Source organism: Bradyrhizobium sacchari (assembly GCF_002068095.1).
In the GTDB taxonomy this organism is placed as follows: domain Bacteria; phylum Pseudomonadota; class Alphaproteobacteria; order Rhizobiales; family Xanthobacteraceae; genus Bradyrhizobium; species Bradyrhizobium sacchari.
On sequence record NZ_LWIG01000014.1, the window covers coordinates 335819 to 343360 of the forward strand.

Sequence of the window (7542 nt, forward strand, 5' to 3'; positions counted from 1 at the left end):
AGTCTCACAAGATCGCCTCGAACGCACTGCGCAGCGTCTCGTGCCTAAAGACAAAACCGCGGCTCAGCGCCTTGTTCGGCAGCACGCGCTGACCGCCGAGCAGCAGTTCGTCGGCGAAGCCGCCGCCGAAACGGCGCAACAGGCCGCCGGGAATGCGGAACACCACGGGCCGGTGCAAACGGCGACCGAGCTCCTCGGTGAATTTTGCGTTGGTGACAGGGATCGGAGCGGTGGCGTTGACGGGACCTGAAAGATCGGGCGTTGCCATCACATAGGCGATCAGCCGGATCAGATCGTCGCGCTCGATCCAGGACATCCACTGCCGGCCGGTGCCAAGCGGGCCACCGAGGCCGAATTCGAACGGCGTCAGCATCCGAGTGATGAAGCCGCCTTCGGTGCCGAGCACGAGGCCGATGCGCAAATAGACCACGCGGATGCCGAGTTCTTCCGCCGGCCGCGCCGCTTTCTCCCAGGCCGCGCACAGCTCATGGCTGAAGCAGGCATGCGCCTTCGCCGACTCCGTCAGCACCTGGTCGGCCCACAATCCGTACCAGCCGATCGCGGAGCCGCTGACCAGCACCTCGGGCTTGCGGTCGAGCCTCGCGATCAACTTCACGATCGCGCCGGTCATGTCGATGCGCGAGCCAATGATCTTCGCGCGCTTTGCCTCGGTCCACAGGCCGTTGCCGATCGGCTCACCGGCGAGATTGACGATGGCGTCGATTGGCGTGTCCGAGGCAAGCTGGTCGAGGCTTGTGATCAGCGTGACCGGCGGCGGCAGCATTTCGGCTTTGGCGGGGTTGCGGATCAGCGCGATGACGTGATGCCCTGACCCGCTGAGGCTTGCCGCAAGGCGGCTACCGATGAACCCGGTGGCGCCTGATATCAGCACGGTCTTGCGGCCGGGAAGCTTCTCGACAAGTCCTTCTGCCGGCACGCTGCGCATGCGGCTGAGCCGGCGCGTCGCCGCAAAATCCCTGACACCGCACAGCGCCGCGCCAGCCGCACAGGCGGTCGCGGCGATGCTGAGCAGGCCCTGATACACGACGCTGACAGCAAACGGCTGCATCGCCCAGGCGATCAGCACGGGCAGCAGCAGCACGAGGATGGCACCATAATTGATGGCGAGCAGCGTGTGGTTGATCCGCTCGCTTGGCGGCAGTTTTCGGCTCAGATCCTCCTCGACGAAATCCATCAGCGTAATGACGATCTCCCCGACCAGCACGGCAACGATCAGCAGCGCCAGCACACCATGGACCTCGAGCCAGCCGAGCAGCAGGAACAGCAGCGCGTAGAGCATGTTGCGGATACCGTGCAGCTTCAGCTCGAACCGCTGCGACACCCGCCAGGCCAAGCGCTCCGTGAATTCGTGGTGATAGAGGGTGTCGAACACGCCCATCACGATCTGGATGGCAATGAGGGCCCACAGCAGCGGCGTCATGATACGGTCTCCCTGAAGACGGCGGACTGGTGGATCAGCGCGCCGTAACGCGGGTGAGTGACATCGAGGGTGAAACGAAAGGCACCCTCGCCGAGATCGCTGTGCGTCACCGTGAGGTCGCCGGGCGTGAGCCATTCCGGCAGCGGGATCCAGAGCCGTCCGAGCTGCAGGCCGTAACCGGCGCTGCGGAAGGTCAGTGTCTGGCCTTCGACCGCGATGCGCAGCGCCATCGAGACGCCAAAGCCGACATATTCCTCGAGGCCGGTCGGGCCGGCGAAGCGTTTTGCGGAATGGATGACTTGCGGAAAGCCGCGCTTGCGCGCGCAGATACGCGTCCAGGTCTGGCCGCCGGTCGCGCCGTCCTCGGTAACAGTCACGATCATGGGCACGCCGATATCGCGTCCGGTCGGCAGCGGCCCACCGATCAGGCGCGCGGCTTGCGCGAACCACCAGCCGAAGTCGCTGAAGGCGGCTTCGTCGACGATCCCGACATAGACCACGCTGTCGCCGTCGGCGACGCGCTTGGAAAAGCGCCGCCAGGTCGCGAGCGGCAGGCGACCCCAATCTTCGTCCGGCAACAGCACACGGAAGCGGCGATCGTCGAGCAGCTTGGTGTGAGCGGAGGGAGGTGCGTTGGAGCCTGATAATCGAGCCGACGTCATCGCACCCTCCTCAAGAACTATTTGGCCTTGCCCAGCGGCAGCAGGTTGGCGATCTTCTCGCCAAGCCGCATCAAGGCCACAAGCCGCGGCCGCGGCACCTTCAGCATCTGCATGAACCAGTGGTCGGCGAGCTCGGTGAAGGCGAGCATCTCCTTCAGCCGCTTGCTCGCGACCGGATTGACGGCCGGATCCTCGGCAGCATCGGACACGCAGGCCCGGAGCGCTGCGATGGCCGGATCGAGCTCGCGCTCCTTGCGCCGTGCCGCGATCCGGGCCGCGACCTCCCAGATGTCGGTCTCGGCCTCATAGTGGTCGCGGCGGTCGCCGAGGATCGGCACCCGCCGGATCAAATTCCAGGCGAGCAGCTCCTTGAGCGAATTGGAGACGTTGGAGCGCGCCATGCCGAGCGTGTCGGCAATGTCCTCGGCCGTCATCGGCGCCTCGGACAAATAGAGCAGCCCGTGGATCTGGCTGACCGAGCGGTTGACGCCCCACTCGTCTCCCATGTCGCCCCAATGCAGGATGAAGCGCTCGACGGCGGCGGGGAGTTTCTTTTTTCCGGTCATTTCTGTCATAACAGAAATATCTGACGGACACGATTGAGTGTCAAGAGCCTCTTCGCAGCCCGGTTGCTGCATACCGACGGCCGCATTTGCCTAAAAACCTCCCAGAGGCCCGGAACCAAACCACCGCTTGAACGTTTGCACCCGTCGAGGTGGGGTTTCAGGAATGGTTAAAAAGTCCAGTCAGCAGAGAGACTTGTTCGAGAGCGAACGCAGTTTCAGGCTGTTGGTTGGGGGAGTTGCCGACTACGCCCTGTACATGCTCGACCCCAAGGGGATCATCACGAGCTGGAACATCGGCGGGGAACGCATCAAGGGCTATTCTCCCGAAGAGATCGTCGGCCAGCATTTTTCGCGCTTCTATACCGAGACCGACCGGGCCAACGGCAAGCCGGCCCGCGCGCTCGGCATCGCCCGGGACAAAGGGCGCTACGAGGAAGAAGGCTGGCGCGTCCGCAAGGACGGCACCTTCTTCTGGGCGAGCGTCGTGATCGACCCGATCTACGAGGACGGCGAGCTCATCGGCTTCGCCAAGATCACGCGCGACATCACGGAGCGGCGCAATGCCCAGCTCAAGCTCGAGGCGATGCAGAAGCAACTCGCCGAATCGCAGAAATTCGATGCGCTCGGCCAGCTTACCGGCGGCGTCGCCCACGACTTCAACAACCTCCTGATGATCATCAGCGGCAGCCTCCACGTCCTGAAGAAGGGGGCGATCGACGATGCCAAGCTTCAGCGCGCGATCTCCGCGATCGAGACTGCGACCAGGCGGGGCGCCGCGCTCACCAACCAGCTCCTCACCTTCGCGCGGCGACAGAGTGTCAACCCGCAGGTGATCGATCTCGCCGAACGCATCGCGGCGATCCGCGCGGTGCTCGACACCGGTGTCGGCAGTTCCGTGCGCCTCGTCTTCGACGTCGCCCGCGAGGTCTGGCCGGTCAGGACCGACGTCTCGGAGCTCGAGACGGCGCTGCTCAATCTCGTCATCAATGCCCGCGACGCGATGCCCGACGGCGGCACGGTGACGATCAGCGCCCGCAACGTCACGTTGGACGAGGTCCCGCTGGCCGGCGAGTTCGTGGCGATCGACGTCGCCGACACCGGGCTCGGCATTCCCGCCGACGTCGTCGACAAGATCTTCGAGCCGTTCTTCACCACAAAGGCGATCGGCAAGGGCACCGGTCTCGGCCTGTCCCAGGTGCACGGCTTCGCCCATCAGGCCGGCGGCACAGTGAAGGTCGCAAGCGAGCTCGGCAAGGGCACGATCTTCACCGTCCTGCTGCCGCGCGGCACGGACGCGCCGGCACGGGACACCGCGGAGGCGGTCCCGTTCCGTGGAAGCGGAACGGTGCTGCTGGTCGAGGACAATCCCGACGTCGCGCTGGTCAGCATCGGCCTATTGGAGCAGCTCGGCTACCACGTACGCCGGGTCGCCGACGCAGAAGCGGCATTGCGCGAGATCGAGACCGACGGCGTCGACTTCGTGTTCTCGGACATCGTGATGCCGGGCAAGATGGATGGCCTCACCCTCGCCCATCGTCTGCGTCAGATCCGCCCCGGCCTGCCGATCCTTCTCGCCACCGGCTACAGCGAGGTCGCCGCCGACGTGCGCGGCGACTTCCCGATCCTGCGCAAGCCGTACGAGATCCACGAGCTGAGCGAGGCGATCGCCAAGCTGCCGAGGTGAGGCTCGAGCTCTCCCCGAGGCAGACCACCTAAACGGTCGGCAACACCGAGAATGCTTCTCCTGCCCGGCGCAGATCCAGCTGATCGGCGCTCGCCGTCTCGCTGGTGACGCTGTCGACGCGTGAGGATGGCGGACCATGGCGGCACAATGCGACCATGTCGGCGACGTGGTTCGGCGCGCCTGCGAACAGCGCTTCCACGCTGCCGTCGCGGCGGTTGCGGACCCAGCCTTCGAGACCGCTGGTGGTCGCCTGGAATTCGACCCAGGCGCGATAGCCGACGCCCTGAACGCGCCCGCGGATCATGACCTGGAGGATCGCCCGGCTCATGTCTTTAGCCCGAGAACATCGGCGCTGCGCGCCCTCGTCTCGGCCTCGCGCGTGACCCGCCCCATCATTTCGGCGGAGGCAATGCCCTTCAGGGCCTTTGGCGCGGTGCCTTCACGGAGCACCTTCAGCGTGTCGTAGACGGCCTGCGTCGCCGCGGCGATCGGCGCATGGCCCTGCAGCGCGATGCGCACGCGCTGGCTGGCGAGATAGTCGGGCGTGCTCAATTCTTCCGGCGCGCCGCCCAGCACGATCGGCAGGCGCGTCGCCGCTGCGACCGCTTCCAGTTCGGCGCGCGACTTGATGCCGGTGAAGAACAGCGCATCGACGCCGGTGGCCTCATAGGCCTTGGCACGGCGGATCGCGTCCTCGATCGAGGTGATCGAGGCAGCACCGGTGCGGCCCATGATGACCAGCGACGGATCGCTGCGGCCGCTGAGCGCAGCCTTCATCTTGCCGAGGCCCTCCTCCAGTGAGATCAGCTGCGTCTTTGTTTCACCGAAGGCGGCCGGCAGCAGCGTATCCTCGATGGTGAGGCCGGCGGCGCCAGCGGTCTCGAGCTCCTGCACCGTGCGGCGCACGTTGAGCGCATTGCCATAGCCGTGATCGGCATCGACCAGCACAGGCAATGTCGAGGCCCGCGACATCCGCCGCATCTGTTCGCCAAGCTCGGTGAGCGTGATCAGGGTGATATCGGGGTCGCCGAGCACGGCGAGCGATGCCACCGAGCCGCCGAACATGCCGAGGGGAAAGCCGAGATCCTCGGCGATACGGATCGAGATCGCGTCGTAGACGGAACCGGGATGGACGCACGTTGCGCCCGAAAGGATGGAGCGCAATTTCTCGCGGCGGGAACGAAAGGCCATGGTTGCCCTCCCAATTGTTGCGACGCAGCCGCAAGATACTCCGTCATTGCGAGCGTAGCGAAGCAATCCAGAGTCTTTCCGCAGAGGCAGTCTGGATTGCTTCGCTGCGCTCGCAATGACAGTGTTGGTGGGGCCAGTGAGGGCCCCACTCACCTGCTTTACGCAAACTCCAAAATCAGCGCGTCCACCGCCAGCGTCGCGCCCGCACTGGCGTGGATCTTCTTCACAGTGCCGTCCTGCTCGGCGCGCAGCACGTTCTGCATCTTCATGGCTTCGACCACGGCGAGCGTTTCGCCGGCCTTGACCTCCTGCCCCTCGCTCACGGCGATCGAGACGACGAGGCCCGGCATCGGACAGAGCAGCTTCTTGCCGCTGTCGGAGGCCGTCATCACCGGCATCAGCCGGGCCGAAGCGGCTTCGGCTTCGGTCCAGACATAGACCGGAACCTCGACGCCCTGATGCGCGAGGCGGATGCCGTTCGCAATCGGGCGCGCCTGCACCGCGACGAAGTGCCCGTCGATGGTGCCCTGCCAGACCGGATCGCCCGGCTTCCACGGCGACTGCAACAGATGGGCATTGCCGGCCCTGCCTTCGGCATCGATGAAGCGGATTGCGATGGCCTCGCCCTCACGTCCGACCTCGAGCTGGATTTCCTGGCGGTCGAGCCAAACCGCGCGGCGGCGTTCGCGCTGCACGACACGGCCGCCCATCTGGCCCGAGATCTGCCGCTTGCGCTCCCCAAGCACGTGATCGATGGCGGCACCGACGGCGGCGATGCGGCGGGCGACCTCGCCTTCCGGCACGCGCACCGCAAAACCCTTGGGGAATTCCTCGGCGATGAAACCGGTCGAGAGCCTCCCCTCGCGCCAGCGCGGATGATGCATCAAGGCCGACAGGAACGGGATGTTATGCCTGATGCCGTCGACATAGAACGAATCCAGCGCGGTGGCCTGGGCTTCGATCGCGGCCGCGCGCGACGGCGCATGCGTGACGAGCTTGGCGATCATCGGATCGTAATGGATCGAGATCTCGCCGCCCTCCTGCACGCCGGTGTCGTTGCGCACGGTGATGCCGTCCTTGCTGGCTTCCGCCGGCGGGCGATACTTCACGAGCCGCCCGATCGAGGGCAGGAAGTTGCGGAACGGATCTTCGGCGTAGAGGCGCGATTCCACCGCCCAGCCGGTGAGCGTGACGTCCTTCTGCGCAATGGCGAGCTTCTCGCCGGCGGCGACGCGGATCATCTGCTCGACGAGGTCGACGCCGGTGACGAGCTCGGTGACGGGATGCTCGACCTGGAGACGGGTGTTCATCTCGAGGAAGTAGAAGCTCTTGTCCTGTCCTGCGACGAACTCGACCGTGCCGGCGGAATCGTAATTCACGGCCTTGGCCAGCGCGACGGCCTGCTCGCCCATCTGGCGGCGCGTCGCCTCGTCGAGCAGCGGCGACGGTGCCTCCTCGATGACCTTCTGGTTGCGGCGCTGGATCGAGCATTCGCGCTCGCCGAGATAGATCACGTTGCCGTGCTTGTCGCCCAGCACCTGGATTTCGATATGGCGGGGATCGACGATGAACTTCTCGACGAAGACGCGGTCGTCGCCGAACGAGGCCTTGGCCTCGGCCTTGGCGAGGTTGAAGCCCTCGGCGACCTCGGCCTTCGAATGCGCGATGCGCATGCCCTTGCCGCCACCGCCGGCGGAGGCCTTGATCATGACGGGATAGCCGATCTCGTCGGCGATGCGGACCGCGTGCTTGTCGTCCTCGATGACGCCGAGATAGCCGGGCACGGTCGAGACTTTTGCTTTGGCGGCGGCCTTCTTGGACTCGATCTTGTCGCCCATCGCCGCGATCGCGCCGGGGTTCGGGCCGATGAAGACGAGGCCGGCGGCTTCCAGCGCGCGCGGAAACGCCTCACGCTCGGACAGGAAGCCGTAGCCGGGATGCACGGCCTCGGCGCCCGTCTTGCGGCAGGCCTCGACGATCTTCTCGATCACCAGATAG

The 7542-nt window shown here is 65.7% G+C and carries 7 protein-coding genes; 1 reads left to right on the forward strand and 6 read right to left on the reverse strand.

Annotated elements, in window-relative coordinates; all coding sequences use genetic code 11:
- Window positions 1-4 precede the first annotated feature (4 nt).
- Genes A5906_RS20475 through A5906_RS20485 form a run of 3 tightly spaced genes read right to left on the reverse strand, consistent with a single transcriptional unit; the run spans window position 5 to window position 2678 of the window.
- Window positions 5-1441, reverse strand: a complete 1437-nt coding sequence (locus A5906_RS20475) for a TIGR01777 family oxidoreductase (RefSeq protein WP_080137139.1) — start codon at window positions 1439-1441, stop codon at window positions 5-7.
- Complete coding sequence (locus A5906_RS20480) at window positions 1438-2103, reverse strand: DUF4166 domain-containing protein (protein ID WP_080137140.1); 666 nt, start codon at window positions 2101-2103, stop codon at window positions 1438-1440. Before A5906_RS20480 ends, A5906_RS20475 begins: the two co-directional genes overlap by 4 nt.
- Window positions 2104-2120: 17 nt before the next feature.
- Window positions 2121-2678 (reverse strand): GbsR/MarR family transcriptional regulator, encoded by a 558-nt coding sequence (locus tag A5906_RS20485; protein ID WP_080137141.1) that lies wholly within the window; start codon window positions 2676-2678, stop codon window positions 2121-2123.
- Window positions 2679-2832: 154 nt separating this feature from the next.
- On the opposite strand from A5906_RS20485, the gene A5906_RS20490 reads away from it, so the two are divergent.
- Window positions 2833-4353, forward strand: coding sequence for an ATP-binding protein (locus A5906_RS20490; RefSeq protein ID WP_080137142.1), 1521 nt, complete (start codon window positions 2833-2835; stop codon window positions 4351-4353).
- A 28-nt stretch (window positions 4354-4381) separates the two neighbouring features.
- Here A5906_RS20490 and A5906_RS20495 read toward each other — a convergent pair whose 3' ends face one another.
- The 3 genes from A5906_RS20495 to A5906_RS20505 all read right to left on the reverse strand — a co-directional run.
- Window positions 4382-4681 (reverse strand): acylphosphatase, encoded by a 300-nt coding sequence (locus A5906_RS20495; RefSeq protein ID WP_080137143.1) that lies wholly within the window; start codon window positions 4679-4681, stop codon window positions 4382-4384.
- Complete coding sequence (locus tag A5906_RS20500) at window positions 4678-5544, reverse strand: isocitrate lyase/PEP mutase family protein (protein WP_080137144.1); 867 nt, start codon at window positions 5542-5544, stop codon at window positions 4678-4680. The genes A5906_RS20495 and A5906_RS20500 overlap by 4 nt, the downstream gene beginning before the upstream one ends.
- 158 nt (window positions 5545-5702) lie before the next feature.
- Window positions 5703-7542, reverse strand: a 1840-nt coding sequence (locus tag A5906_RS20505; protein WP_245326815.1) for an ATP-binding protein, incomplete at its 5' end; no start/stop codon positions are given.

What these genes read in the sequence shown, in the direction of transcription:
- A5906_RS20500 (WP_080137144.1), bottom strand. Translation starts at nt 5,544, where the DNA reads ATGGCCTTTCGTTCCCGCCGCGAGAAATTGCGCTCCATCCTTTCGGGC.
- A5906_RS20495 (WP_080137143.1), bottom strand. Translation starts at nt 4,681, where the DNA reads ATGAGCCGGGCGATCCTCCAGGTCATGATCCGCGGGCGCGTTCAGGGC.
- A5906_RS20475 (WP_080137139.1), bottom strand. Translation starts at nt 1,441, where the DNA reads ATGACGCCGCTGCTGTGGGCCCTCATTGCCATCCAGATCGTGATGGGC.
- A5906_RS20485 (WP_080137141.1), bottom strand. Translation starts at nt 2,678, where the DNA reads ATGACAGAAATGACCGGAAAAAAGAAACTCCCCGCCGCCGTCGAGCGC.
- A5906_RS20490 (WP_080137142.1), top strand. Translation starts at nt 2,833, where the DNA reads ATGGTTAAAAAGTCCAGTCAGCAGAGAGACTTGTTCGAGAGCGAACGC.
- A5906_RS20480 (WP_080137140.1), bottom strand. Translation starts at nt 2,103, where the DNA reads ATGACGTCGGCTCGATTATCAGGCTCCAACGCACCTCCCTCCGCTCAC.